The sequence below is a fragment of the Paenibacillus sp. FSL R5-0636 genome, from assembly GCF_037974255.1.
In the GTDB taxonomy this organism is placed as follows: Bacteria; Bacillota; Bacilli; order Paenibacillales; family Paenibacillaceae; genus Paenibacillus_AQ; species Paenibacillus_AQ odorifer.
The window spans coordinates 5,895,064-5,921,773 of the sequence record NZ_CP150232.1 but is presented as its reverse complement, the minus strand read 5'-3'; the positions used below and the strand labels follow the sequence as shown (position 1 = coordinate 5,921,773).

14 protein-coding genes are annotated in these 26,710 nt (G+C 48.3%); 9 read left to right on the top strand and 5 right to left on the bottom strand.

Annotated features, from left to right (window positions below; all coding sequences use genetic code 11):
• Positions 1 to 148 precede the first annotated feature (148 nt).
• The gene (locus MKX34_RS27090) at positions 149 to 7,996 is read left to right on the top strand and encodes a glycoside hydrolase family 3 N-terminal domain-containing protein (RefSeq protein WP_256717605.1); all 7,848 of its coding nucleotides are present in this window, start codon (positions 149 to 151) and stop codon (positions 7,994 to 7,996) included.
• A 558-nt stretch (positions 7,997 to 8,554) separates the two neighbouring features.
• Here the strand turns inward: MKX34_RS27090 and MKX34_RS27085 are convergent.
• The 3 genes from MKX34_RS27085 to MKX34_RS27075 form a co-directional block, all read right to left on the bottom strand.
• Positions 8,555 to 8,674, bottom strand: a complete 120-nt coding sequence (locus tag MKX34_RS27085; RefSeq protein WP_212592220.1) for a YjcZ family sporulation protein — start codon at positions 8,672 to 8,674, stop codon at positions 8,555 to 8,557.
• A 150-nt stretch (positions 8,675 to 8,824) separates the two neighbouring features.
• On the bottom strand, positions 8,825 to 10,126 hold the full coding sequence (locus MKX34_RS27080) for an aminotransferase class I/II-fold pyridoxal phosphate-dependent enzyme (RefSeq protein WP_076212747.1): 1,302 nt from the start codon (positions 10,124 to 10,126) through the stop codon (positions 8,825 to 8,827).
• Positions 10,127 to 10,237: 111 nt separating this feature from the next.
• Positions 10,238 to 10,855 carry a pyridoxamine 5'-phosphate oxidase family protein gene (locus MKX34_RS27075; protein ID WP_036679785.1) on the bottom strand — a complete coding sequence of 206 codons (618 nt, stop codon included), beginning with the start codon at positions 10,853 to 10,855 and terminating at the stop codon, positions 10,238 to 10,240.
• Positions 10,856 to 10,998: 143 nt separating this feature from the next.
• On the opposite strand from MKX34_RS27075, the gene MKX34_RS27070 reads away from it, so the two are divergent.
• The 3 genes from MKX34_RS27070 to gpmA all read left to right on the top strand — a co-directional run bounded on the left by MKX34_RS27070 (position 10,999) and on the right by gpmA (position 15,128).
• On the top strand, positions 10,999 to 12,504 hold the full coding sequence (locus MKX34_RS27070; protein WP_076296379.1) for a PLP-dependent aminotransferase family protein: 1,506 nt from the start codon (positions 10,999 to 11,001) through the stop codon (positions 12,502 to 12,504).
• Between the two features lie 313 nt (positions 12,505 to 12,817).
• Positions 12,818 to 13,603, top strand: a complete 786-nt coding sequence (locus MKX34_RS27065) for an AraC family transcriptional regulator (protein WP_036679782.1) — start codon at positions 12,818 to 12,820, stop codon at positions 13,601 to 13,603.
• 781 nt (positions 13,604 to 14,384) lie between these two features.
• Positions 14,385 to 15,128, top strand: a complete 744-nt coding sequence (gene gpmA, locus MKX34_RS27060; protein WP_036679780.1) for a 2,3-diphosphoglycerate-dependent phosphoglycerate mutase — start codon at positions 14,385 to 14,387, stop codon at positions 15,126 to 15,128.
• A gap of 794 nt (positions 15,129 to 15,922) precedes the next feature.
• On the opposite strand, the gene asd is transcribed toward gpmA, so the two are convergent.
• On the bottom strand, positions 15,923 to 16,714 hold the full coding sequence (asd, locus tag MKX34_RS27055) for an archaetidylserine decarboxylase (protein WP_036679739.1): 792 nt from the start codon (positions 16,712 to 16,714) through the stop codon (positions 15,923 to 15,925).
• 86 nt (positions 16,715 to 16,800) lie between these two features.
• Positions 16,801 to 17,895, bottom strand: coding sequence for a YheC/YheD family protein (locus MKX34_RS27050; protein ID WP_036679737.1), 1,095 nt, complete (start codon positions 17,893 to 17,895; stop codon positions 16,801 to 16,803).
• 217 nt (positions 17,896 to 18,112) lie between these two features.
• On the opposite strand from MKX34_RS27050, the gene MKX34_RS27045 reads away from it, so the two are divergent.
• The 5 genes from MKX34_RS27045 (at position 18,113) to MKX34_RS27025 (ending at position 26,700) form a co-directional block, all read left to right on the top strand.
• Positions 18,113 to 22,801, top strand: a complete 4,689-nt coding sequence (locus MKX34_RS27045) for a WIAG-tail domain (protein WP_076296380.1) — start codon at positions 18,113 to 18,115, stop codon at positions 22,799 to 22,801.
• Between the two features lie 626 nt (positions 22,802 to 23,427).
• Positions 23,428 to 24,270 carry a glycosyltransferase gene (locus tag MKX34_RS27040; RefSeq protein ID WP_305953534.1) on the top strand — a complete coding sequence of 281 codons (843 nt, stop codon included), beginning with the start codon at positions 23,428 to 23,430 and terminating at the stop codon, positions 24,268 to 24,270.
• Positions 24,267 to 25,187 (top strand): glycosyltransferase, encoded by a 921-nt coding sequence (locus MKX34_RS27035; RefSeq protein WP_143763717.1) that lies wholly within the window; start codon positions 24,267 to 24,269, stop codon positions 25,185 to 25,187. Before MKX34_RS27040 ends, MKX34_RS27035 begins: the two co-directional genes overlap by 4 nt.
• Entirely contained in the window at positions 25,184 to 25,921 is a 738-nt protein-coding gene (locus MKX34_RS27030; protein ID WP_076100938.1) for a glycosyltransferase family 2 protein, read from the top strand. Before MKX34_RS27035 ends, MKX34_RS27030 begins: the two co-directional genes overlap by 4 nt.
• 47 nt (positions 25,922 to 25,968) lie before the next feature.
• Positions 25,969 to 26,700, top strand: a complete 732-nt coding sequence (locus MKX34_RS27025) for a sugar phosphate nucleotidyltransferase (protein ID WP_038573158.1) — start codon at positions 25,969 to 25,971, stop codon at positions 26,698 to 26,700.
• The last annotated feature ends 10 nt before the right edge of the window (positions 26,701 to 26,710 follow it).

The window sequence follows — 26,710 nt, the reverse complement described above, 5'->3', positions numbered from 1 at the left end:
AAAACGGAACAGAGTATTTAAAAAATGCTGTATGTCTTTTACCAGATAGCTCCAGCATAATAAGCCTGTATCTTACATCATGTATACGCTTCCATTCATAGGCGTAGTCATCCGTACCAACAAAACAGTATTGGGGGAGGATTCAGGCGTGAAAAGAAGATTATCAATATTCATGGTGGCGCTTTTACTATCATCCTTATTCTTGAATGTGCTTGAGGCGGGTATACCACGGGCCGCAGCGGATGCCGCAGGAGTTCCAGTGTACTATGATCCCACAAAAAGTGTGGAGGAGCGCACTGCGGATCTATTATCCCGAATGACGCTGGAAGAGAAGATTGGGCAGATGGTTCAAGCAGAAAGAGCTGCCGTCACTCCTGAGGAGGTACAGAAATATGCTCTTGGCTCTGTACTCAGCGGGGGAGGCTCATTCCCTAACGGAAAAGAAAGTGACAGTACCCGCGATAACTGGAGAGACTTGATAGATAGCTATCAGGATGGTGCATTGTCTACCAGATTAGGCATTCCGCTGCTCTATGGGGTGGATGCGGTACATGGACATAACAATGTCAAAGGCGCAACGCTTTTTCCGCATAATATTGGCCTAGGGGCTGCTAATGATCCCGCATTGACTGAGCTTATTGGTGCAGCTGCTGCTAGGGAAGTAGCCGTAACAGGAGCGAACTGGACATTTGCCCCAACGATAGCCTCCCCTCATAATGCAAGATGGGGTAGAACCTATGAAGGTTTTAGTGATAATCAGGATATTTCAGCAGAACTAGGTGCGGCTTATGTGTTTGGACTGCAAGGACGGACTGCTGCTGCATTGGCAGGGACAGATACAATCACGGCAACAGCAAAACATTATCTAGGTGAAGGTTATACGGATAATGGTGTAAATCAAGGCAACATCACTAAATATACCGAGCAAGAGATCATGGATAAGGATTTGAAAATTTATAAAGCAGCTGTAGACGCAGGGGTGCAGACGGTTATGGCCTCCTATCACAGCATCCAAGGTCTTAAAATGCATGCCCATAAACATTTACTGACCGATGTTTTGAAGGGTGACAAGAAAAATGGCGGGCTTGGCTTTACCGGTTTCGTGATTTCGGATTATAACGCTGTGCAGCAAATCACAGTGGATAGCGAGGGCAAAGCAGTTAGCGGGTTGAAGAACCAGCTGTATGTGTCCGTAAACGCCGGAGTCGATATGTTCATGATGCCGACCGTTTGGAAGGATACGATTAAGTACATCACAGAACTTGTAGGCGAAGGTAAAATTACTACTGAGCGCATAGATGATGCGGCAGAACGTATCCTGCATGTCAAAATCGCTTCAGGATTGTTCGAGCATCCCAAAAGCGAACCGGATCTGTTGAGTGCATTTGGCTCAGCAGAAAGCCGCAAATTAGCCCGCCAAGCTGTGGCGGAGTCGCTTGTTCTTTTGAAGAACGATGAGGTAAATGGAAGTCCAATTCTATCCCAATTAAGCGGGATGGATAAAATATTCGTAGCAGGTAAAAACGCTAATAATATCGGTAACCAAGCCGGTGGTTGGTCGATCACTTGGCAAGGGAAGTCGGGCAATATAACTGAAGGCACGACGATTCTCGAAGGGATAAAGGAGGCTGTTCCTGCTTCTACAACGGTCACATATAACCTTAATGGGCGTGGGGCTGCTGGTTATGATGCAGCGATCGCAGTTATCGGTGAGACACCTTACGCCGAGACCGATGGCGACCGGACCAGCTTGAATCTGGATGAGCAGGATCTGGCGACACTTGCGAATATACGTGCTGTTGATCCTAATATTCCGCTTATCGTTGTATTGGTGTCTGGACGTCCAATGACGGTAGCCAGCCAAGTGGAAGATTGGGATGGGCTTGTGGCAGCTTGGCTACCAGGTACAGAGGGTGCTGGAGTAGCTGATGTGTTATTTGGTACTAAGGATTTTGTAGGCAAAAATCCAATTCGTTGGCCATTCGCTTTGAACAATTATCCGGCAGACAATAACAGTACTAATGTGTTGTTCAAAACAGGATATGGCTTGACCAAAAATGAGAAAACACCAAAGCTTCCAACTGCTCCTGTCGATCCGGAAGCTCCAGAGATTCCTTCACTGCCGGTTCCCGGCAAAATTGAGGCAGAGGACTTTTTGAACAAAAGCGCAGGACTGCAAACTGAAAATACGCAGGATATAGGTGGCGGTCTCGATGTCGGCTATACCTCGGCTGGACAGTGGCTCGAATATAACGTGAATGTGGAGCAAGCAGGTACGTATCAAGCCGATTTCCGCTATTCCGTTAATAGTGGCACTACAGGCATCAACATCAAATCAGCAGAGGGAACCAAGCTAGGAACATTAAGCGTGACCTCAACAGGTGGCTGGCAGAATTGGCAGACGAAAGCTGTAGAAAACGTTGTGTTTAAGAAGGCAGGATTGCAAAAGATCCGTCTGGAATTCACCGGTGGGGATATCAACCTGAACTGGGTGAGCTTCACTCGAACAGGTGATGTGCCTGTAGATCCATCAAATCCCGGAGATGGCGGGGAAAGCACTAAAGATGTTATTAAATCAGATGTAGTTAGCTCCTGGGTATCGAGTGAGCGAGATCCTTCCGATCGGAAATGGTATTATGCTGACCGTTATCAAGAGGGTGATTTGAAGCTGGAAGAGCAGACGAAGCTGGATATTGTAGTTCCCGACGTGAAGGCAGGTACAGAGATCCATATTGATCCGGACCGGAAATATCAATCTATTCTAGGGATCGGTACCTCCATGGAGGAATCGACGGTTAATAATTTGGCGAAGATGTCTGCGGCGAAGCAGGAGGAATTGCTGCGGAAAATGATTGATCCTGTATCTGGGATCGGAATGAGTATGCTACGGTTGACGATTGGGACGGCTGACTTTACAGATAAACAATTTTATACCTACGATGATATGCCTCCAGGACAAACCGATATTAATTTGGAGCATTTCTCCATCCAAAAGGACATTGACTACCATATCATCAGCACGGTTAAAAAAATTCAAAACATCAATCCGGACATTAAGTTTTTTGCTTCACCTTGGAGCCCGCCCGGTTGGATGAAGACTACAGACAGTATGATCAAAGGCCAAGTGAAGGATGAATATCTGCCTGTACTGGCCAAATATTATCTCAAATTCGTACAGGAGTACGAGAAGCTGGGGATTACCTTTGAAGGTTTGACCTTGCAGAATGAACCTTTGCTGGAAATTGAATATCCAAGCACCAAAATGCCGTGGGAGCAAGAAGCACAGCTGGCTAAACTGCTGCGGAAGGAATTAGATGAACATGGTTTTAAAGACGTGAAGCTGTGGACATTTGATCATAATCCTGGTGACACGATGGCCTATCCAGCACAAATCCTAGGCAATCCTGAATTAGGTGCCTACGATGCGGTGGACGGAACTGCTTTTCATGATTATGGCGGTGACCTTGGTCTGATGACCCAGCTCCATAATCTCTATCCTGACAAAAATGTATATTTGACCGAACGCGCAGTCTGGGGTACCTCAGGCGCAGACCGCATTGCCCAATATTTCCGTAATTGGGCCCGCAGCTATAACTCCTGGGTAGCGATGCTGGACAGTGATATTGCCTCCCATCAGTGGACCGGAACGCCAGACCCAACCCCGATTGTGCAGGATTCGGGAGACCGTAACCATTACTGGCTGCTGCCAGAATATTATCTGATGGGCCAATTTACGAAATTCGTTAAACCGGGGTACGTGCGGATTGATAGTGACTACGGCTCAAGCAGCACTATAACGAACGTAGCTTTTGCTAGTCCGGATGGAAAAGAGATTGTGACGGTAGTGATCAACCAGACGTCGGATCCACAGCCGTTCAAATTGCTAGTGGACGGTGCGCAAATTAGTGCTGTGCTGCCGGCGAAATCAGTGGGCACTTATAGCTGGGAACGTCTGAATGGTATACAGACGGTGCCGGGTGTAGTGAATGCTGTTGATTTTGAAGAAGCGCAAGGGGTTTACACTGTAAATGAGCAGGGTTATATTGGCGGGTTCGCGCCAGACGCCTCGTCCACCTTCGACTATGTGATTGATGTTAAAGAAAGCGGTAAATATTCACTTCAATTTAAGCATGCCGCTCAATTCAGCGATGGCGCCGGAAAATCGGTGGAGATTAGTGAAGATGGTAAGGTTATTGCTACGCTTCCAATTGTGCAGCAGACGGAGAGTATGACCGATTTTGCAGATTATCAATCCTTGATCTCTCTGAACAAGGGCATTCACAAGCTCACCTTGAAGACGAACGGGAACGGTTATAATATCCGTTCATTAGTTTTACGCCAAGCGTCTTCCGGATCACATGAGCTTCCTGTTGTGCTTCAAGGACAAGACTACACGACAGCTTCAGGTGTATTAGTAACGGGTGGTGCAGTGGGTTATACTGACCCCGGCGATTGGGTGAAGTACAAGATTAATGTACCTGCCAGCGGTACCTACCCACTCCTGATCTCCTATGCTACTAATCAGGATGATGCAGAGCTGGAACTGCTGACGGGAGAGGATGGAGCAACGGTAACGGCAGCGACTTATGCTTTGACGAAGACGGGGGGATGGTCCAATTGGCAAATAGCTAATGGAACAGTAACCTTGCCTGCCGGGGAGCAGACGCTGACCATGAAGGTAAATGGAACAGGATTTCATCTGCAGTCGCTTACGATCGGACCCGCGCTTCAATCGGAGACTGCTTTGGTAGAAGGAAATGAGGAGGGTGCAGAAGTTATCGTCAAGCTAGTAAATGACAAATATGCACCTGAACTGGATACCGCTTATTGGTCTATTGAAGGTTACGAGGGAACGGTTGTGGATAGCGTATACCGGGTGGATGATTATACAGCGAAGGTCGTATTAGCGGGGACGCGAGCTATTGATTTCGACACTGATCGTACGCTTACGGTTACCGCTGATGTGTATCAGACAGAATCAAATCAGTCTTTTGGCAGCGTCCATGTTCTGAAATTGCCACTTATAGTTACAGCAATCAACGACGAAGAGAGCATCAGTCTTTCTCCGAGTGCTCTTCCATATCAAGTGAACGGGAATGAATTGGTAGTCAGCCTTACAGGAGGGACATTTAATCCTGATGCCATTCAGAGCATCTCTGTCTCTGGCCCAGGTAGGGATCAGGGGCATGTAAGTATTGGGGCAGCTGCCTTACTTGACCCAACCCATGTGAAGCTGACGCTGGCATGGAATGATCATACCCCGTATTATAGTGATTTGCAGCTTACCGTGAATGTGCCTGCAAATGTTTATGCCGATTCAAGTGGTGGCGTGCTGCGTGCGGAGGTTAAGCTCTTAGGAACAACTAGTGCTACAGCACCTATAGAAGTCACAAGTTTGAACGCACTCGATCAATTCTACCAGCTTCAAGGTATCACAGTCAGCGGCCAAGGCAGTGGAGCGAAGCTGACCGGCATTGATGCTGGAGACAGCATTGATTACTGGGTAAATGTGCCGCAGGATGGAAACTATGCTTTTACGCTTACCGTGACTTCCGCGAATGGTGCTCCTAAGGGCATTATTTATAAAACGGAGGATGGGAAGACATTAAGAACCGTTGATGTGCCGAATCTTTACTCGCAAACCGTTGGCATACGCACCGTTCTTCAATTGAAGGCTGGTGAACAGAAGCTGCGCCTGCAAGCTGGATCAGCAGGATACGAGCTTAGTGGTATTAGAATAGAATCTTATACTGAAGTAATCATGGATGGCACTGGTTCTTTGAAAGTGGAAGCCGAGAATTATTACGATGCTACACCCAATGGAATTCAGAGTACCATGACTGGCGATGTGCTGGATTTTAGAAATGTCGGGTTTACCGTTGCAGGCGGTTCTATGGATTATATGCTTGATATTACTGAAGCCGGATTTTATAAAATCGTATATCGGTATGCTACAGCACAAGGCGGAGTAAGCACTACGCTATCTGTAAATGGTACAAAACTCTCGACAGTGCCTATGCCTACTACAGGTGGCTGGTCGAATTACACGCTGGCGAGTGGTGTCGTACAACTTGCGCAAGGAAAACAGGTAGTACGGATGAACTTCAATAATGACGGTGCCAATCTAGATTGGTTCACGCTTGAACGGACGGAAGAAGGAGAGCAGCCGATTCATTCAAAGACTTCCTTACCTGTTTCTTCTTTGAAACCGGGAGCTTACAGCGGATTACAAACGATCAGCCTTACTACAGCGACATCAGGAGCAGAGATTCATTACACAACCGATGGGTCGTTGCCTACAGCAGACAGTCCACTTTATACCGGAACTATTGACGCAGCAGGAGTCACAGTTCTTCGTACGATAGCGGTAAAAGAGGGCATGGAGAACAGTTTTGTAGCTCCATTCACGTATGTGATCAGCGGAGCGGTTGATATGAAGACGGTGTCAGCACCGCAGGCTGATCCTGCCGGGGGAACTTATACAGGGCAGGTTGCTGTGAAGTTAACTACAGCTACAGCTGGAGCGTCTATTCACTACACGTTGGATGGCACTGTACCTACAGCAGCCAGCGAACTGTATAGTGGAGTGATTTATGTAGGCAAGAGCAAGACGATTAAGGCGATTGCTGTAAAAGAGGGCTGGAAGCCAAGTGATATTTCCAGTTTTGAATATATCGTTTCTGCGGATAAACCTGAACCAACACCAACACCTACACCAACAGCAACGCCTGAACCAACCCCAAGTCCAACCTCTGAACCGACTACTCAGCCAACGACAGCACCAACTTCCGGAAGCGGGGGTACCTCAGGTGGTGGCAACAGCGGAACAACAGGGGGGGATTCAAGCGGAAATGCAGGCAGTGTAACAGGCAGCACCATCCTTACAGCAGCACCAGTGCTGAACAGTAATACCGGTGCGGCAAGAGCAAGTATAGACCTGGAAAGCTTGAAAAAGGCTGCTACAGCAGGCTTAAGTGGAGCAACTTCAGCGGTTACTGTTGATATACCGGCAGTAGCTAAAGCTAAGGGTTATGAGCTGCAATTGCCAAACGGTATAATCTTTGCAGATGATAAGACTTCATTGGTCGTTCATACTGAATTTGGTGTGCTGGAGCTGCCAGGTAGTCTGCTGAAACAAGCGGCAAAAGAGGCAGGAACCCCATGGGTAATTACGATAACCAAGGTGGATTCAGATTCTCGCCCAGAATTTAAACTGAGCGTAACTATCAATGGCAAGGAAGCCGTATGGAACAGTTCTGACATGCGGGTTAAGGTGTCCCTGCCGTATACTCCACAATCAGAAGAACGTGGTAAAGAAGGACATATAACGATTCATAGTCTGAATTCGTTGGGGATTCTAACGGTTGTTCCAAGTGGCAGATATAACGCTGCTACGGGGATGGTTTCCTTTACAGGAATTCTCTCTGGTACGTACAGTATCACCTTTACGGAGAAGACATTCCGGGATATCGGCAAATTTGAGTGGGCCCGCAATGCGATTGAGGTGCTTGGCTCTAAAGGCATCATCAACGGAATGACAGAGGATCAATTTGTGCCTCAAGCGGAAGTGAAGCGGGGAGATTTTGTGCTCCTGCTTATAAAAGCGTTTGGCTTGGAAGGAGATAGTGCAGAAAGCTTCACAGATGTGCAGCCTGGCGATTACAGATATGAAGCGTTGGCTATGGCGAAGCAGTTGGGGATCACCACTGGTCGTCCAGATGGAAGCTTTGATCCTAACGCTTCTGTTACGCGGCAGGAAATGATGACACTGGCTGCAAAAGCGATTGCAGCAGCCGGCAGACAGCTTCCAGCCGGCAACGGAGCTTCAATGTCCAGTTTCACGGATAGCCAGCAAGTATCAGCATTTGCACGTGACAGTGTGGCAGCACTAATACGTGCTGGCCTGATCAAGGGAGACGGCTTGCGGATTCATCCACAAGGTGTTACCACCCGTGCAGAGGCAGCGGTCTTGATCTACAACCTGTACAATCTGTAATACATCAGTTGTAAAGATACTTTAGCTTTTGGGCTGTCGCATCCGTAGATTTTCTACGTTTGCGACAGCCTTTTTTAGGTGTGGTTATTGGGTGAGTATCTAAGTTTAGAAGTTCGCATTAGCTAGATCTACATTAAGCCTGCAACTCCGCCGCCGATCATAATTATCCCCGGAGGCTTACGGACCCCGCAGACGTTATTTGCAAATATATAACCTTTATCGGGGAAATTCGGACACCAGTGGCGTTATTCCCTATGAAGAGGTTCATATTTGGGGTTTGGCATGCTAATAACGGCTTTGGGGTCCGTAAGTAAGTAAAATATGGGATTATACTGCCTTTAGGGTCAGGGGTGTCCGATAGCTGCTTTGTGCGGGCAAATGTGATCTGGGGTAACGAAGGTTGGTGCGGTTGGTGCTTAGACCAAGGTGGAATAAAAAAAGACGTGGACGTCACAGCAGCCATTATCATGACCTACTGGACACCCACGTCTATTGTAAAAAAAAGGGATTGAAAATAGGAAAGAGCTTAAAGCTCTCTCCCGAGACTGTCATTAATGGTTAGACAAAAAGTGAACGGCTGATGATAACCAGCAAGATAAAGAGAACCAGGATGGCGCCAGTGCTAGTGAATGGGCCACCTCCACAACATCCATATCCGCCTCTAACTTCTTCGCTCATGTTCATTCCCCTTTCGGTGTGTGTGTTGTACTTGAGTACATCGTATTGTATGTGCGGAGAGAGGGGCGTGTATAGGCCAATGTCGGAGTCGTGTACAAAAAAAATCAGCTCCATGAAAACGGAGCTGATTGTAAGCTATATAAAGTTCAGTTAGGCTTTTTCTAAATCGCGAACACCTGCGTATACAAGATCGAAAAGATCTTCGAGCTGTTCCTCTTCGATACATGAGAAGGCAATACGTAGATCAGTTTCACCCAAAGCAATAGTGCCTAGTCCGTAATTATGAATCAGGTGAAGCCGGAGCTCTTCAGCCGCAACTGTGTGCAGCTTCAGACACATAAAGTAACCGGAGTTAAAAGGATAATACGTCCATACATCCTCGCCGTATTTACCGCTATCGAGCAGTGCTTTTACTTTATTCGCACGGCCTTTCATGATCTGGAACTTCTCTTCCTTCTGTGCTTCGAATTCCGGCGACTTCAAGGCGTCTAGTACGAAGGTTTGCGAAGGATGCGCACCGCTGGAAATGGTGGCACGGATGATACCTAGTGTTTTTTGCTCCAATGCTGCCAGCAGGTCTTTGTCCTCCGAGGCATAAGTGATGAAACCCACACGGAAGCCCCAGACAAATTCTTCTTTGGTCGCACCGTCAATCTTGATTGGAAGCACACGAGGATGCAGATGAGCCAGTTTGCCGAACAGCGATTCTTTTAGTGAATCCTCAAAGAATAACCCGAAGTATGCATCATCACTTACAACAACAACGTTGATGCCTTCCTCAGCCGCACGAAGGATAGCTGCGACGATCTTATCGCCTTCCTTAATTCCTGGAGTATATCCGGTAGGATTGTTAGGGAAGTTCAGCAGCACAATCGCTTTGCCGCGTTCTTTTTGAGCGAGCAGCGCGTCTTCCAGACCTGCACTGTTGAAAGTCATTTCTTCTGTGAACAGCGGATAGTTAACGGTCTCCCCATGGCGGCGGATTCCGAAGGTTAATTCGTAGTTCTCCCAGTTCTTGTCCGGGTAGATAATCGCGTCACCTGGCTCTGCGAAGAGGTCAGCGACAATGCTAAGCCCGTGAGTCAGGGCATTGGTTACAACGGGATTGCTGATGGTTTTACCTTCTAGCGATGGATTTTCGCGCAGCATCTTTTCACGCCATACAGTACGCAGCTCTGGTTTACCTGCCGGAGGGGCGTAACTATAAAGATCCTTAGGACTGTAAGCGGAGAGTTTATCCTGAATGACGCCGAGGTGCATAGGTACGCCACCTTCAGTAGCAATACCGATGGTTGCGTTGTATTTCTTGGCGTGAGCTCCTGCTTCAGCGGATTGGCTCAGGATGCCCTCTTTTGGGAAGTAAATCTCTTTGCCAAGCGTAGAGAGCATATCATACACATGTTCATTTCCTGCTTTGATACTTTCGTTTAATTGTCCAGCTAGTGGATTCATCAGTTTCATCCTTCCAGGGTTCTTTGGGGATAACATACTGTTAACATTGCCTAACATTATATCACCGCCAATTGCAACCGTCACTTGGAAAGATACGATTTTTAAAAAATATCATTCGGCGTGGAAAGGGCAGTATTTTTTCATCATTTCTATCGTTTCTTCATCACGTGGATTATTTCTTTCGGACAGGCCGGAAATGATGCCGGAGCGCTCTTCTTCTTTTAGGTTTTGCCCAAACTTAAACTTCGCAGTGATCTCCTCGGGGGTAATGCGCACAACGGCAACTCCTTTTAGACGGGGACGGTATCTAGGGTCCTCTGCATCGATGGAATCATACCCCCCCTCGGGCTGGAGCTTTTTCATAAATAAGGAGAGTACGCCGGCTTTTTCATTAATGTCTTCGACAGGTTCGGCTGTGCCGTAGGCGGTCACACTTTTAAAATAGGCGGTTGCAGGGCATGCCAGCTCGGGATCACTAAAATAAGACGGGATAAGAGCATACTCATCCGCTACCGTAAAGCAGACCTTCTGCTGATTGCGGATCGACTTCATTTTGCCACCAGCATGACTGCCATGGAAATAGAAACAACCATCTGTATACACAAAATTCAGCGGTGTCACCCGCGGTTGCCCCTGTTCATCGCTTGTCCCGAGAAAACCAAAACTCATTCCGTTTAGAAAAGAGACCAATTCTTCCTCCTGATCTACTTTAAATTCTTTTCTGCGCATAGGGATCACGTCCTCTTTCTTTTTAGTCTAGAGCGTCTGCTCCAATGTAATTGTTCTTTAAAGAATAGTAGAGTGGTTGACAATTAAAAAGGACCAATTAAGATAGTTTTTAATGGACCACTTGCTGGTCAAGGAGGATAACGATGAATATCACGCTGGCATACGATCAATATCTGGCGATACACCGCTACAAATATTTAGCGTTATATCACGCGCTCCGCGCAGGAATATTGGAAGGAACACTTCCGGGAGGCACTCCGTTGCCGTCTACACGAAGTCTTGCTAAGCACTATGAGCTGTCGCGCGGATCGGTCTCGCAGGTGTATGAAATGTTGCTCGCTGATGGGTATGTAAGGACTGAAACGGGGCGGGGGACATTCGTATCGGAAGATAGCTTTGCTTCAGCTGCCAGTCGCAGTGACGGTGAGAATCAGGCTTTGGGTGAAGCCACAGATGCTGCTGGAGGAGATTGTGAAATCGAGACTACGATTCCTATTTCAGCATGGGGAAAGCGGCTGCTTGCGCGCCCGATACCCTTTTATGAAAAGAGTAATAAGAAAGCAGTGAGCTTCCAGAGTAGTGGTATGCGGATGGAACATTTTCCTTACTCCGAATGGCGCAGTGCGCTCTCTTATGCCGGAGGGAAGGAAGGTGGATTGCTGCAAAGCACTTGTCCACCTCAAGGCGATGAAGGACTTCGGAAAGCTATCGCTGCACATCTGCGGATTACCCGCGGGATTCGCGCGGATGCAGAGCATATCGTATTGTTCAGCGGTTCGATGCAAGGCATCGTTATTTTGACGCAGCTGCTGCTGGATGCAGGGGGCTCAGCGGTCGTAGAGGACCCGGGCTTTCACGGGATCCGGCGAGCCGTAGAGATCACTGGAGGCCGATTGCTGGCAGGGAAGCTGGATGGCAACGGCCTTATTCCGGAGGATTGGGATGCCCGGCTGTTGTTTGTTACGCCGAGCCGTCAATTTCCTACGGGTGTGGTACTGCCTTTGGAACGACGACGGACCTTGTTGGAATGGGCGCAGCGGCATAATGCAGTAATCATTGAAGATGATTATGACAGTGAGTTCCGTTGGGCTGGGCGTCCCATCGAGCCCTTAAAAGCACTGGATCGCGAAGAGCGAGTCGTGTATGTGGGCTCCTTTTCAAACACGATGTTTTCAGGCCTTCGGCTCGGCTTTGCAGTGCTTCCGCCCTCTCTGGTAAAGCCGACTATCGCCGCCAAGGCGCTATATGAGCCCTTGCCGGTAGGGCTGCTGGAGCAGCGAGCCTTGGCGCGGTTCATGAATACAGGCGGCTATGGCCGTCATCTGCGCCGGATGACACGCATCTATGGTGAACGCGGACGCATCCTCAGGACGCTGCTGTCGGAACGGCTTGAGGAGCTCTTCGAGCTGCTGCCTGGTGATGCGGGCTTGCATGTATATGCCCGCTGGCTGCGCAGCAGCGAAGAGTTTGTTGCTTTCCGAGCGGCAGCGCTTAGGCGCGACACGGATTTTAGAGATGCCGCGTTATATCAGCTATCACCGGGAGCGCCGGCCGCTTGTTTTTCTTTTGCCCATCTGAATGCCGAGGAGCTGGAGGAAGGGATAACAAGCCTGCATCTGGCGTGGGAAGATGTACAAAATGCAACATGACAAGGTATGATAAAGAAGATGAAATGCAAAACTAAGCGAATGCTTACGAATTTTGACGAAGAAACTCGGAGTAGATTAAGCTAAACAAAACTATATGGACGCTGCGAAGTCAGAGCAGATTTTGTTGACAATACTAAGCGGATGCTTACGAGGCAAGTTTTGCTAACAAAACAAAGCGGATGCTTACGAAGCAAGTTTTGCGAAGTGGTTCAAGGTAGATTTGCTAACAAAACAAAGCGAAATGCTTACGAAGCAAGTTTTGCGAAGTGGTTCAAGGTAGTTTATGCTAACAAAACTTTTAGGAGGGAACGTTATGCTGCATGCATCGCCGTCCTCTTTTGTTATTTTGCCGGCTCTGGCTAAGATTGTATGCGAGCCGGGCTGGAAATGGCAAAAAAGAGAGAAGTCGCTGCAAAATTATGATTTATTTTATGTATGGAGCGGGGAAGGGACGGTTGTGCGTAACGATGAACCCTTTCAAGTAGGTAAGGGAAGCTGCTTCCTTTTTCGTCCGGGTGACCATACAAGTGCTACACATAATCCGCAAAAGCCACTTGTACTTACATATATTCATTTTGATGTCTCCGAAGAGGTGACGGATATTCCGCTGCCCTATCGTGAGCTTACAGAAACCGTTGAATTTGAACATCTGCTTGCTAGGTACGTTCGACTATTTCTGGTGGATACTTACGCCGCTGAGGAAGAAGGGCAGCTTGTACTGAAGCAGCTGATGATTCATCTGCTGAGGGAGGACCGTGTGAAGCCAGTAGAACGTTATGTTAGCAACCATTTGACAGAAATCATTCACGAAATAGCGAACTATGTGAGCCAGCATCCGGGGATTGCACATCGTGTAGAGGATCTTGCTGCTCGTGCGGGGCTTTCGCCTCGGTACTTTTCAATTAAGTTTAAGGAGCTTACGGGCTCTTCTGTGCAGTCTTATGTCATCCGAGCCCGGATTGAGCGTGCGCAGCATTTACTGCTGTACGCAGGAATGAATGTTACTGAGGTCGCAGATGCGCTCGGATATCGTGACATTTTCTTTTTCAGCCGCCAGTTCAAGCAATATACCGGAAAAAGTCCATCTGAGATCCGCTGATTCACTTTTTTTGTTTCAGTTTGTTCAACCAAGGGTAAATACTTTGCAGTTTAGTTTACAGAGAATTTACATAACTTCTTGGAAGGAGACTCTTGGCATGATCATCAGACGCAGAATCTGCAACACGGATTGTAAGAGTGGAGGCGGAGGTATTTTTAGAAACCGCTTAAAACGGTTAAAGCAGGCGAACGCTTTTGTCGTGGACAGCTGGTTCTAAACGGAACAAGCAAGCATACAATCGCATGATATGACTAAAAATATAAATAGCCGGGGCCATGAGGCATCCGGTTTTTTTGTGTTGTTAGAAATTGATATATATAATGAACTTAAGTCGAAGACTAGAGTAACTGATGGACATTACATCGTGCCTCACGTTGTATTTTGTACAATGGGATTGAGTCTAAAAGCAGTCGGATTTGAATTCTGTTGCACATCTCACATTCAAATTCAGGAGAAGCAGCCTTTCTAGAGATCATCACGATAATCTATTGCACGAAGTACAATGTAATGTATTTCCAAGTAAAAGTTAAGATTTTCTGTTGCACATTCTGCAATGAAGCGTAAGCTCATGTACCGCACTATCCACACGCCGTTCACGGTCCATGCACGCCTCATTCACGTACCTTTGAGGATGTTTAATTGGTCTAACTATGAGGTAGCGGTAGATATTTATTTCTACGATTGGGTTATTACTAAGGTGAGAGCTTTCCGCGATACGTTTCGCATAATGTTGTTCGTCGGTAAAATATATAAGGTCCATAGTTGGAAGGAGAGAGAGAAAATGTACGAAATCGTACTAATACGTCATGGTGAGAGCCAGTATAATGTACAGAATTTGTTCACAGGCTGGAGTGACCCGGATTTAACTGAGAAGGGTATCCAAGAGGCAAAGACTGCTGGCAAGCTGTTGAAGGACGCTGGGTATACATTTGATCTGGCTTTTGCTTCGGTACTCAAACGCTCGATTAAAACTCTTAACTATGTACTGGAAGAGATGGATTTGCTGTGGATACCCGTGCAAAAGTCTTGGAAATTGAATGAACGCCATTACGGGGCATTGCAGGGATTAAGTAAAAGCGAGACAGCGCTAAAATATGGAGATGAGCAGCTGCATATCTGGCGGCGGAGTTTATCGGTGAGACCCCCGTTGCTGGAGCTTGATGATCCTAGGTATGCCAGAAACGATATTCGCTATAGCGGTGTTCGTCCGGAAGATATCCCGCGTGGAGAGAGCCTGGAGGACACTGTACATCGTGTAGGCGATTTCTGGGGAAACCGGATCGTCCCTCTTTTGCGTAAAAAAGAACGGGTGCTTATCTCAGCCCACGGCAATACGCTGCGTGCATTGATTAAATTTATGGAGGATATTGATGAAGCGGCATTGCTGGAGCTCAATATTCCTACCGGAGTACCGCTCGTGTACAAACTGGATGAGGACATGAATCCTATCAGTCGCTTTTATCTAGGAGATCCGGAACAGGTAGCGGCCAAGGCGCTTGATGTTGCTAAGCAGGGACATGTGTAATTGGCGTGTAATAAGCGTATAGGCGTAGCAGGTGTATTAAGATAACGGTGTGGCAGGTTGAATAAGCAAAACAGGCGGCGTAATAATCACATTAGGGCGTAGCAGGTTAATAAGCGTAACAGGCGTATTAGGTGGTTTACATGAAAAGATAAAAGGACAGCCACGGGGCTGTCCTTTTTGCTATTAGTGTGTTTGTGACCAATCAAATGTGCGAAAATGGCGCGTATAAGGTCAGCTGGGTGCGAAAGCGTTGAATGTTAACCGTTGACCAACTCTCCGTAGATCCTCGACCAACGCTCCACTAGCCCTCAAATCCTCAACTAACTCTTGACCATCCCTCCACCAACTCTCGACTAGTCCTCCACTAATGCTCAACCATCCCTCAACTAACTCTCGACCAACCTCGACCAACGCTCTAGCAAATGCTTACGGACTCAGCAGCCGCTATTTGCCCATTTATCGCCATTTGAGCGGAGTTTCGGACTCCAGCGCCGCTATTGCCTAAGAATCGACTCTAATAAGGCGTTTTTGGTGCCAATAGCTGCGGTGGAGTCCGATAGAATCGCAAATGTGTCAAAAATCCGCGTATAAGGTCAGCTGGGTCCGATAGCTAACGATAGGTATACGATAGCTAACGATAGGTACACGATGGTTAGACGATAGGTATACGATAGCTAGAGGGTTCGTGTCCGCAACTGTGCTCCACACTAAGTCCCCAAAATTAGAGGGCACCCCAGCAGCCATTTCATGGCTTTTGAGGCACCCTCTAATTTTTTACATTCGCCCAACTCTCCCTACAAAGGTCGATGCAACGTTCCCAGTAGTTCGCCCATCTTTACCTTCGAGTTGACCTCAAGCTTGGGTCTCGGGGTAAAGGTACCGCTTTCCGTGAGCAGCACTACGGTGGAGCCAAACTCAAAATAAGCCAGATCATCGCCTATTTGCCACTCGGCAGCCGTAGCATCCGTATAACGGATGCTACTGACGTTCATTGCGCCTACCTTTACTACCGCGGTTTCCCCGTAACTCCCGGCAATATACGTAATGAGACGTTCGTTGCGGTTCAGGACACCCTTCATATGTCGCATTCCGAAATCGTTGACAGGATAGGCCCGTCCGCGAATATAATCGCTCTCCACCTTTTGTCCGGTAAGGGGAGAGTGAATCCGGTGATAATCGGTAGGACTCAAATAAAGAACGAAGAAAAAACCCTTCTTGTACAGCTCCAGATGCGGGGAGTGATTAAGGAGATCCTCGATCTTATAATCCTGCCCTTTTACATTCATAATCGTACCGGCGGTAATGTCACCCATAGCAGTAATCGTTGCGTCTACGGGACTAACCAAAGCGTCAGCATCGGTTGCAATAGGCCGCATGCCCGGCTTCAGCCGGCGGCTGAAAAACTCATTAAGAGTGAGATATTCTCCAGGATTTTTCTCCGCTTGAGCGGAGGGGATTTGATAAGTCTTAATAAATGCCGGGATAAGAAAACGGCTGATTCTACTATGAGAAAAAGATCCCATTAACCGTGAAAGCCACCGGTGTGAGGATAGCTCGGTCATCAGCCGTAGCAATTGTTTTACCATGCCCATCTCCCTTCCATAATGCAGCAGTACGGTTGTATACGGGTCGTCTCTGCTCTGCATTATATTGACATAGAATAGGAGACAAATCAATAACTGTTATATACCGTACTGTTCGTTTCTATTAAAAAACGCGCGTATCCCATAGGTCTGCGATAGCTGTCTTTCCAAATTTCCGTAAGGCCGGCTTTATGAAATCCGTAGCGTTGGTCGCGACCGTTACATTCTATGAAGAAGAGTCGTCCGTCCTTAGTAATGCCTATATCCAGTCCGATATCGGCCAGTCCGGGAAGGTCTTGCTCCAGACACCGTGCGATTGCAAGGCTAAGTATTTCGACAGACATACGGATGTGGGCCGCTGTGGATCTTGAAAAGGCTTTTTCTAGCGCCAAGGAGGAGCTTAACGCTTCTCCTCCGCGGGCTATATTGGAGACAAAGCCCCCTGGGGCAGCCAGTTTGGCGAAGAGCCCAGTGACCTGCCAATCTCCTCCCCAGCCGCGCTGAACGGTGACGCGTAGATCAAAGGGACGTCCTCCAATCTCAGCAAGGGGAATACGTTCTTGAACAAGATAAGGCACGGAGGTTAGGCGTGCGCGGAGCGCTTGTGGCAACGCCGCCTGATTTACGGGAATATTTCTCCAGCGCTGCATCGAAGGGGAGAGGTAGCTCAAGGTCCAACGCTGAGATCCCTTGCGGACCAGCCGCATGACCCCATTCCCTATACTTCCACGGCAAGGTTTAAGAATGAGATCGGGATAAAGATTCATCATTTCTTTTAGGCCTGAGACTCTCGTTGTTACGGGTAAATATTCGCGAAGCTCCGTATTTTTTTCAAGCAGCTGATGGATCTCATCTTTGCCGTATCGATTACATGTATTGAAAATCAGGGGATAGTGCTTCAGCAGACGCTGCATCCCAGGGCTGTTTTTGCTGTATATTGCCCGGTTATGGATAACAGCAGGCGTAGGAACAACTACGCTTTTATATCCGTTGGCTCCCTTTATATAGGCGGCACTAAAGCCTGTGTCCGTATCGATGTCCGCGAGCTTCAGGAAGCAAGGGACTAAACCGTATGCCGCCGCGGCCTCTTCATAGTTGGATAGAGACTCCTGTCCTGTTTTTAGCCGGGGAACGCCCCGGTGCATATCGGCATTTAGTAATATTCCAACGAGCTTATGCCCCATGTTTGTTCCTCCTGTTTCATCGGTTACATGATCCCTGCTTTTTCTACTCTTGTCATAGTATGTTTGTACCCGCGTGTCAGGGTGGACGAATGCGCGAAGGCAGATGCCTTTTTTTACACATAATCTTATGAAGGCCTCATCGCAAAAGGGTGTCATAAGCCCATACCGCTGCATATGATGCCTAGGAGAAACATTAGATGGAAGGAGGAGACTGCTTGTGAGGGGTTCCAAAAAAAAGCAGCCGCGCAGTCCACAGAAACGACTCTATTTTGTAGATAATCCCAATAAAGAGGAACTGAGTATGCTGGATACCAAAAGCAGCTCTAGAAGCTCGGGGAATAACAGTGACGGAGTCAGTGAAGCAGAGATCGCGGAAGTTCAGGTAAGTGGGGGAGCAATAGCTGAAGTCGTTCTAGAGGAGCCAACTTCTGCTCCAGTTCTACAATTGGAGCCGGAGCTTATAGAGGAAGCGCAGCTTCAGAAACAGGCGGATAATCTTCCTGAAACCGTATGGTTCGCTCCTCCAGAGAAAGAACGTTTTCAGCCCGTTTATACAGATGATCTTTCGGATGCAGCGGTGACCGGAGCCAAAATCGCTCCACGTACCATTGACGGTTCTAAGCTAAAGTTCGGCATTATTGGTACACCTTGGCTGCAAGATTACGCTGTACAGAGTATCAATATCGCGGACAAGGCAGTCACTTCTGCAAAAATCGCACCAGAATCGATTGTGGGCGAGCATTTAGCAGAAGGAAGCGTTAGTGGCGGTAAGCTGCTGGATCATTCGATTAGTGGAGAGAAGCTGAAAAATGGCAGTATTAGTCCAGAGAAGCTGGCTGATCGGATTATAGGCGGCGGTCAAATTGCAGATAAAGCCATTGAGAGCCGCCATTTAAGCGATTTGATTATTACTGCGGATTTACTGGAAGATGGAGCCGTTACTAGTGACAAAATAGGAAGCAGCAGCATCACAAGTCGCCACCTAGCTAACGGCAGTGTTGACCGTTCCAAGCTGGCCGATGCAGCGGTATCTGGCGATAAAATTGCTGATGGTGAAATCAGCAGTTCAAAGCTAGCGGATGCTGTTATTGAAGGCCGCCATCTTAGCGACGCTTTGATAACCGCCAGACATCTGGCCCCGGGAGCGATTGGTTCTGATCAGCTTGCCAGCAAATTGATCGGTAAGGAACAGCTGCAGTCGGGTATTATCGAAGGCGGGCATTTAGCTGATGGAGCTATAGGCTCTAAGCAACTTGGTGCAGATGTCGTGAGAAGCGTCCATTTAAGCCCAGAAAGTGTGAATGGTAATCATATCGGTGATGGCGAAATATCGAGTCGGCATTTGGCTGACCGCAGCATCTCTTTTTTAAAGCTGGCTGAGGGTGCAGTAGGAACTGCACAGTTAGTGGAGCAAGCGGTAACCTCGTCCAAAATTGCTGACCAAAGCATTCTCCCACATAAGCTGGCAGACGAAGCAGTGACCACAAGACATATTGCTAAATCCGCCATTCGCGGACCGCAAATTGCTATGCAAGCCATAACTTCTATTCATCTGGAACGCGAAGCAGTGAATCATTCGCATATAGCGGCGGAAGCGGTCGGCTCGGAGCAGCTTAAGGAAGAAGCTATTCAGACTCAACATTTATCTTCCGGTGCTGTGACTGGAGAACAGCTGGCTTCAGAATCTGTGGGCGGGGAGCATCTTCGTGCACAGAGCGTTACTTCTGCCAAGTTGGCAGATGGAAGTGTAAATGCAGCTAAGCTGGCAGCAGGTGCAGTGATTGGGAGCACGATTGCGCGTGAAGTAGTCAGTGGTGAACATATCGCTTTTTGTACAGTGGAGGAAAAGCATCTGGCGGATGCCAGTGTGAGCGGCCGTGTATTGCAGGATGCTGTGGTAAATAAGGATCATTTGGCCACGGGAGCCGTGGAACGAAGACATCTTGGTGAAAATAGTGTGACTTCCGCTGCGATTCAATCGGGCTCAGTTTCAGGAGATAAGCTGGCTTCCGCTGCGGTGAGAGAAATTCACCTGGCAGCAGGAGCTGTGCAGCCTCACCATCTGGCCGATCATGCAGTGACCTCGTTGAAGCTTTCACCGGAAAGTGTCTCAACGGATAAAATCAGTGATTTAGCAGTCACTTCGGCTAAGCTTGCAGACGGCAGCATAGAATCCAGTAAACTGGCAGCGTCAGCAGTTCATGCTGAGCATTTGTCGGTAAATGCTGTAAGTTCGAAAACCATAAGCGAAAGTGCCGTTCAAAGTAGACATTTGAATCCCGGCAGTGTCAGTGGGGCGCATATCCGGCCGTTGTCTATAGGGAATGGTCATATCCTTCCGAATTCTATTTCTGCGGTTCAAATCCAAGAGGGCAGTATTAATAGCTCTAAGCTGGTAAAAGGTGCCGTGGATTCTCAGCATCTTTCACCTGGTAGTGTAGACGGCAGCCATCTGTGTATCGATACCATTGAAGGTCGTCATATCCTACCGGGTGAGATCACGCTGGCTCATCTGGCGGAAGAGGTACGTAGCTCTGAGTTGCTGCCAGACGGCTGCATAACTGGGGAGAAGCTGGCAGAAGGATCGGTAGATTCCAACCATCTCCTGCCTGGAAGTGTGAACGGAAGCCATTTGAATTCGGGTTCTGTAGAAGGTCGACATATCCTACCGGGTGAGGTCACGCTTGCTCATCTGGCTGCAGATGCATATACCTCCGACTTGCTGCCTGAAGGCAGTATTACCGGGAAGAAGCTGGCGGGAGCATCCGTGGATTCTATTCATTTAGTGTTTGGAAGTGTGGAAGGCGGACATCTGAGTTCAGGTTCCGTCGAAGGACGTCATATTGGAAATGGTGAGATTACTCTGGCTCATCTCGCCGATGAAACCCGAAGCGCTGATCTGCTGCCAGACGGTAGTATTACTAGAGAGAAGCTGGCGGAGGAATCCGTAAGTTCTATTCACCTAGTGCCTGGCAGTGTGGATGGCAGCCATTTAGGCCCAGACACAGTAGAAGGCCGTCATATCCGATACGGTGAGATCACGCTGGCTCATTTGGCAAAAGAAACACGCAGCTCCAAATTGCTGCCAGACGGTAGTATTTCTGGTGTAAAGCTGGCACATGCTTCCGTAAATTCAAATCATCTAGTACCTGGCAGTGTGGAAGGCGTTCATCTAAGTTCAGGTTCTGTCGAAGGGCGCCATATTGGAAAAGGTGAGATTACGTTAGCTCATCTGGCCGAAGAAACACGTAGCGCTGACTTGCTGCCAGACGGTAGCATCACTCGGGAGAAGTTGGCGGAAGAATCCGTAAATTCTAATCATCTGGTGCCTGGAAGCGTAGATGGCAGTCATTTGAGTCCGGACACAATAGAAGGACGTCATATCCGATATGGTGAGATCACGCTGGCTCATTTGGCCGAAGAAACACGCAGCTCCAATTTGCTGCCAGACGGTAGCATTACTGGGGAGAAACTGGCGGAAGCATCCATAAATTCAAATCACCTTGTACCTGAAAGCGTGGAGGGAACTCATCTGAGTCCGTCTGCAATAGAAGGACGCCATATTGGAAAAGGTGAGATCAAGCTAGCGCATCTGGCGGATGAGGTACGTAGCTCCGAGCTGCTGCCAGACGGAAGCATTACTGGGGAGAAGCTGGCGGAAGCCTCCGTAGAAGCAATTCATCTAGTGCCTGGCAGTGTGGATAGAACTCATCTGAGTCCGTCTGCAGTAGAAGGTCTCCATATTGGAAAAGGTGAGATCAAGCTAGCACATCTAGCGGATGAGGTACGCAGCTCCGAGTTACTGCCGGATGGCAGCATTACCGGTAAAAAGTTGGAGGGTGGATCTATTACTGCCTACCATTTGGCTCCTGGCAGTGTCTATGGGGGACACTTAGGGGGAAATGCGGTAGATAGCCGCCATATCCGTGCTGGAAGCATTACTCTGAATCATTTGGCAGAAGAAGTGCGCAGCGCTGATTTATTGCCGGAAGGCAGTATTACAGGCGAGAAGATTGAAGTCGGAACGATCCAGTCTTTCCATTTGGCCCAAGGCAGCGTCTCTGGAGGTCATTTGGCCGGGGATGCGGTGGAAGGCCGCCATATTCGATCGGACAGCATCACCCTGAAGCATTTGGCAGAAGAGGTACGCAGTGCGGATTTGTTGCCAGATGGCAGTATTACTGAAGAAAAACTCGCCGAAGGCTCCGTGAGTTCTTCACATTTACAACCATGGAGTGTTTACGGAGAGCATCTTGCTGACAAGATCGTGGCAGATCGGCATTTGCAGCCTGGCATCATCAAATTAGAGCATCTTGCGGATGAAACACGCAGCTCAGCACTGCTCCCGGATGGCAGTATCAACGGAGCTAAGCTGAAGGAAGGCAGTATCGAGTCCGCTCATCTGACAGAAGGTGCAGTAGGGACAACAGAGCTTCAGGATGAAGCGGTAGTAGCATCCAAAATCTCTTCGTTTGCGATTCAAGCCCGCCATCTGGAAGAAGAGAGTGTTCAGGAATATCATATTTCCCCAGGTGCAGTAAACGGGACTCATCTGGCACCGAACTCTGTAAATACAGATCATCTGTCCTTCAGTCCGATTCAAACAGCTGGGAAGCGAGAAGCACTACAGCAGTTTGGAATGACAGCATTTATGTTCAATGGGGATGCAGAGAGTGTAGAGGTGACCGTATCGTTTGATGAGAGCTTTGGGCATACGGGTTATGTGCTTGTTGCCATGACCAATCAGCCTTACTTCTACGCTTCCTTAAAGAGCAGAGCCAATGGAGAAGCAGTGATTCAAGTAGTGCGGTTGCGCGAGACTCCGCATTTCTATGGGGTTATCTCTTGGATTGCTATAGGCGCTCCCTTAGCTAAGCCGGCAGCAGATGATCGCGTATTTGATTGAACCTTAAGCAGTTCCTCTTAAAAATAGAAGAGTAGCGAATCTCCTTATTGGAGATCGCTGCTCTGTTTTTTTGGGGGGAACGGTACATGTCAGCATCGCCGGGTTCTAATCATTCGCTGTGGCTACGGCTCTGTCCGATAGCCTGGTAGTCTAAACATCCGCTGCTACTTACGGACCCAGATGGCGTTATTTGCAGGTTTGTCGTTTTTTGAGGCTGGTTTCGGACTCTAGTGACGCAATTGTATAGAAATAGAGCATTATTGAGTTCTTTTCATGCCAATAGCTGCTACGGAGTCCGTTAATAATCCATAAGTGTGATAATGCGGCGAATAGGAGCAACTGTGTCCGATAGCGCTAATGTCTAAACATCCGCTGCAGATTCGGTTTTGTCCGATACCGCCCTAACCTAATCAACCTGCTGTGGTACTGCGTTCGTTACCGTCGCAGATTGTGTCCGCGGCAGCTGGCTATGCGCAATGTATCTAAGCTGAAGTTTGGTGGGGAGTACATTTGTCCTGTTTTCAGAACGACAGGAGACAATTGCCGTTACCCTGTGCGTTGTAGTACATAAACTGTGATGTAACCCTCAGCCTGAAGAATTGGCTCTGTAAGGAAGGTGGATGAGCATGAAGCCCAAACGAACTTCTGCCCGCCGCACAGGACGGCGGGTCTCTCGGATGAAGCGGCGGACTTCACGCCCAGTGCGGCAAGTCGCTGTAGTCCCTATAGTTAACCATCCTAATCCCTATGTTTCGGTTATTATTCCAGCCATGAATGAAGCTCAGACCATTGCGGGAGTGATATCTGGAGCCAGAGGGGTCCATCCGCGCTGCGAGGTAATTGTGGTCGTGAATGGATCCACTGATCAAACGGCAGGGATTGCACAATCGCTGGGTGCGCGTGTTATTTCCTATGAGTTGCCGCTTGGACACGACGCTGGCCGTAGTGTGGGAGCTGAGGCTGCCAAGGGAGAAATCCTATTGTTTACAGATGGAGATTTGGTGATACCTGCTTCGGGGCTGCGTCCTTACGTCACTGCTGTTAGTGGTGGAGTGGACATAGCGCTTAATGATTATTCCGGTCCGGTCCGGAAGCTATCCCCCCATCCGGTGGTGCTGTCTAAACATGCACTGAATATTCTGCTTGGCCGTCCAGATCTGAAGGGATGTTCGATGACGGCAGTTCCACACGCAATCAGCCGCAGAGCACTTGATATTTTAGGGAGCGATTCATTATCACGTCCTCCACTGGCGCATGCCCAGGCAATTCTTAGTGGACTGCATGTGGTAGCCGCTCACAAAGTGCCTGTAGGGAAATTGAATGCGGTAAGACGCAAGGAAGACGGCAAAGATCCATTGCAGCAGTTGATTACAGCGGATCATATGGAGGCTGTATCCCTGTTGCTGGAACATCGGGGGATCAGAGCGGGCTTTGGCGACGGAGCCCGGCGCAGAGAGATGGTGAGATGATGGTTGCAACTTTACGAGGCACAGCAGCTCGAACGGCAAAGAAACGCCCAATCCGTCACAGGTCAGTCAATCGCTCTGTAAAAGGCAACGCTGCTACTCGCCCGCTTCTGTCTCGGCAATCGAAGGCAGGCAAGGAGACTCGGAAGTTACCGAAGTTACGCGGGACTTTGTCAGTCATTATCTCCGCGCGTAATGAGGAGCAGACCTTGTCACGTCTGCTGCATCAGGTTGCACGGCTTGAACCTGCAGAAATTATCGTCGTACTTAATGGCTGTAGTGATAACTCTTTTCCTATTTCTAGACAACATCGTCAAGCCATTGTAGTACACTGCCCAGAGTCTGTCGGACATGATGTGGGTCGGGCTATCGGTGCGAAGCTGAGTCGCGGGGATATATTGCTTTTTCTGGATGGAGATATGGTCATTCCGGCCTCTCAGCTCGGTTCATTCACGGCGGCTGTAGATCGTGGGATTGATGTAGCTCTTAATGATTTAGACTCATTGATGCCCTCTTTTGGATTATGTGATGATGTCACCCGCAGCAAACTGTTTCTGAATTATGCTCTGGATAGGTACGATCTCGGAGTTAGCTCTATGACAGCTGTTCCTCATGCGCTTTCGCGGCATGCGCTTGAGACCATAGGCTACCGTGAATTAATGGTTCCACCTAAAGCCCAAGCTCGTTCTGTATTAGAAAAGTTACGGGTGGAGAAGGCTGGGACGGTAAATGTTATTAAACATAATCGGCTGCGCAAGGCAAATACAGGGGTTGGAAATGCTGTGGAAAAACTGATCATAGGAGATCATGCTGAGGCTCTACATGAGGTTCTTTCCCGGCGAAAAGCTGGCGGTCTGCTAAGTAGTGAGACTCAGCGCGAGTACCGCAGACAGGTAGCCGCTTGGAGGAATCGCATATGACGCTGACGAGTATTATTATTCCAACCTACAATGCGCTGCCCTTGCTGCGGGCCTGTGTGGAATCTATTCTTGCCTACACTCCGCCGCCTTATGAGATTATCGTAGTGGACAATGCTTCAACGGACGGAACAGACACTTATTGCCGTGCGAATCATATAACGTTTATTTCATTGCCTGACAATCGCGGCTTTCCAGCTGCATGCAATATGGGGCTACAGCTAGCTTCAGGTGATGAATTACTGCTGCTGAATAACGATGTAGTGTTATCTCAAGGATGGTTAACTAATCTGAAGAGAGCTCTATATAGTGCTCCTGATGTTGGTATTGTTGGGCCAGTCACAAACTATGCTAGTGGACGTCAACAGGTGAAGACTGATTATGAAGGTCTGATAGATTTTCATCAGGCTGCTGAGAGGGCGAACCTTCCAAATCCCCAGAAATGGTTGGAGACGAGACGGCTGGTAGGATTATGTTTTTTATTCAAAAGAGAGCTGCTTACTTCCGTAGGTCTACTGGATGAGAGATTCTCACCTGGACATTACGAAGATGATGATTATTGTTACCGTACCAGGATAAAGGGATATCGGTTGCTTATCGCCGGGGATTGCTTGGTGCACCATGAAGGAAGTGCAAGTTTCAAGCAAGTTTACAATACCGGACTGCAAGAACTGGTGGAACGAAATCGCAAGATTTTTATAGATAAATGGAATGTAGACCCTATAAATTTCATATGAAGTGCAGATCCGAAGGCAAAGGACGTAGATAAAGAGGAGGAAAGTAAGTGAAAGGAGTCATACTGGCGGGCGGAACAGGATCTAGACTTCAACCGCTGACCCGGCTTATGAACAAACATTTGCTTCCGGTCGGCAAATATCCTATGGTCTGTTACGGCATAGACCGGCTTCGCCGGGCAGGAATTACCGACATTCTTCTGGTCATAAGCAAGCAGTCTGCTGGCCTGTACACGGATTTTTTAGGTAGCGGTGCTGCATTTGGTGTATCTCTGACCTATAAAATTCAGGAAGCTGCCGGAGGCATTGCCGAGGCGCTTGATTTAGCAGAAGGGTTCATTTTCCCGGGGGAACGATTTGTTGTATTGCTCGGGGATAATCTTTTTATGGATGATCTGAAGCCTTATGTGGAGAGTTATCTCCGTCAGCCAGCGGGCACAGCAAAGGTGTTGCTGAAGCCGGTGGAGGACGCGCGCAGATACGGTGTACCTGTGTTTGATAGTCAAGATGCGGCATGGATTGCTTATATCGAAGAAAAGCCGGAGCATCCGAAGACCAATTATTGTGTAACTGGTATTTATATGTACGATGAAGCTGTATTTGATATCATCCGGCGGGTATCACCTTCCAAAAGGGGGGAGCTGGAGATTACTGATGTAAATAATATATACGCCGCTGATCGCAGACTTAGTTATGATGTGCTTAAGGATTGGTGGAGTGATGCGGGGACGTTCCAGTCTTTGCACGAGGCGGGGGAAAAGTTAAAGGATGCACTGCCATAAGGCAGTGCTT